This is a genomic window from Actinomadura sp. NPDC049753 (assembly GCF_040674655.1).
GTDB lineage: Bacteria > Actinomycetota > Actinomycetes > Streptosporangiales > Streptosporangiaceae > Spirillospora > Spirillospora verrucosospora.
In genome coordinates this window covers 1-1,517 of the sequence record NZ_JBFARL010000452.1, presented here as the reverse complement: position 1 = coordinate 1,517, position 1,517 = coordinate 1, and the positions used below count along the sequence as shown (strand labels likewise).

The window sequence follows — 1,517 nt, the reverse complement described above, 5'->3', positions numbered from 1 at the left end:
GCCGCGTCAGGGCCCGCCGGCCCTCGGCGCGCGGGCCTTTCCGTCCACGCAGGGCGGGCCGTGCCATAGCCTTTCAGGGTGAGTAATTCCGCCGTCATCGGGGACCTCGACGCGTGGCGCGCCCTCCCCGCTCTCCAGCAGCCCGATTGGGACGATCCGGCCGAGGTAGGCGAAGTCGCCGCCGAGCTGGCGGCCCAGCCGCCGCTCGTGTTCGCCGGCGAATGCGACCAGTTGAAGGCGCAGCTCGCGGACGTCGCCCGCGGTGAGGCGTTCGTCCTGCAGGGCGGCGACTGCGCCGAGACGTTCGAGGGGTCGAACGCCGACGCGGTCAAGAACAAGCTGAAGACGCTGCTGCAGATGGCGGTCGTCCTCACCTACGCGGCGAGCGTTCCCGTCGTGAAGATCGGCCGGATGGCGGGCCAGTACGCCAAGCCGCGCTCCAAGCCCGTGGAGACCCGCGGCGGCGTGGAGCTGCCCGCCTACCGGGGCGACGCGGTCAACGGGTTCGCCTTCGACGCCGCCTCCCGGCGCAACGACCCGCACCGCCTGCTCAAGGCCTACCACTGCTCGGCGGTGACGCTGAACCTGTGCCGGGCGTTCACCAAGGGCGGCTACGCCGACCTGCGCCAGGTGCACGCATGGAACCAGGACTTCGTCGCGCAGAGCCCGGCGGGCCGCCGCTACGAGCAGCTGGCGGGCGAGATCGACCGGGCGCTGACGTTCATGAAGGCGTGCGGGGCGAACCCCGACGAGTTCCACGGGGTGGAGTTCTACTCCAGCCACGAGGCGCTGCTGCTGGAATACGAGCGCGCGCTGACCCGCATCGACCATCTGAGCGGCCTGCCCTACGACGTGTCGGCGCACTTCCTGTGGATCGGCGAGCGGACCCGGCAGCTGGACGGGGCGCACGTGGAGTTCCTCCGCCACATCCGCAACCCGATCGGCGTGAAGCTCGGCCCGACGACCTCCGCCGACGACGCGCTGGCCCTGATGGAGAGGCTGAACCCGGAGCGCGAGCCCGGCCGGCTCACCTTCATCACCCGCATGGGCGCCGACCGCATCCGCGACGCGCTGCCGCCGCTGATCGAGAAGGTGCACCAGAGCGGGGCCCCGGTCGCGTGGATCTGCGACCCGATGCACGGCAACACGTTCGAGGCGCCGAGCGGGCACAAGACCCGGCGGCTGGACGACGTGCTCGACGAGGTGGCCGGGTTCTTCGAGGTCCACCGGGCCCTCGGCACCCACCCGGGCGGCATCCACATCGAGTTCACCGGCGACGACGTGACCGAGTGCGTGGGCGGCGGCCAGGGGCTCGCCGAGGCCGACCTGCACCAGCGCTACGAGACGGCCTGCGACCCCCGGCTCAACCGGGGCCAGTCGCTGGACCTCGCCTTCATGGTCGCGGAGCTGTACCGCAAGTCGGTCTGACCGGGGCAAGGCCGGCACGCGCGTCGACTCCGCCGGGCTGGACCGGACCGCCCTCGCGCGCACCCTCCTCGACACGGTGCTGCGCCAGA

The 1,517-nt window shown here is 72.1% G+C and carries 1 protein-coding gene; it reads left to right on the top strand.

Annotation, left to right across the window (positions count from 1 at the left end):
- The first annotated feature begins 78 nt into the window (after window positions 1-78).
- Complete coding sequence (locus AB0K37_RS42145) at window positions 79-1,428, top strand: class II 3-deoxy-7-phosphoheptulonate synthase (protein WP_363991852.1); 1,350 nt, start codon at window positions 79-81, stop codon at window positions 1,426-1,428.
- Window positions 1,429-1,517 lie beyond the last annotated feature (89 nt).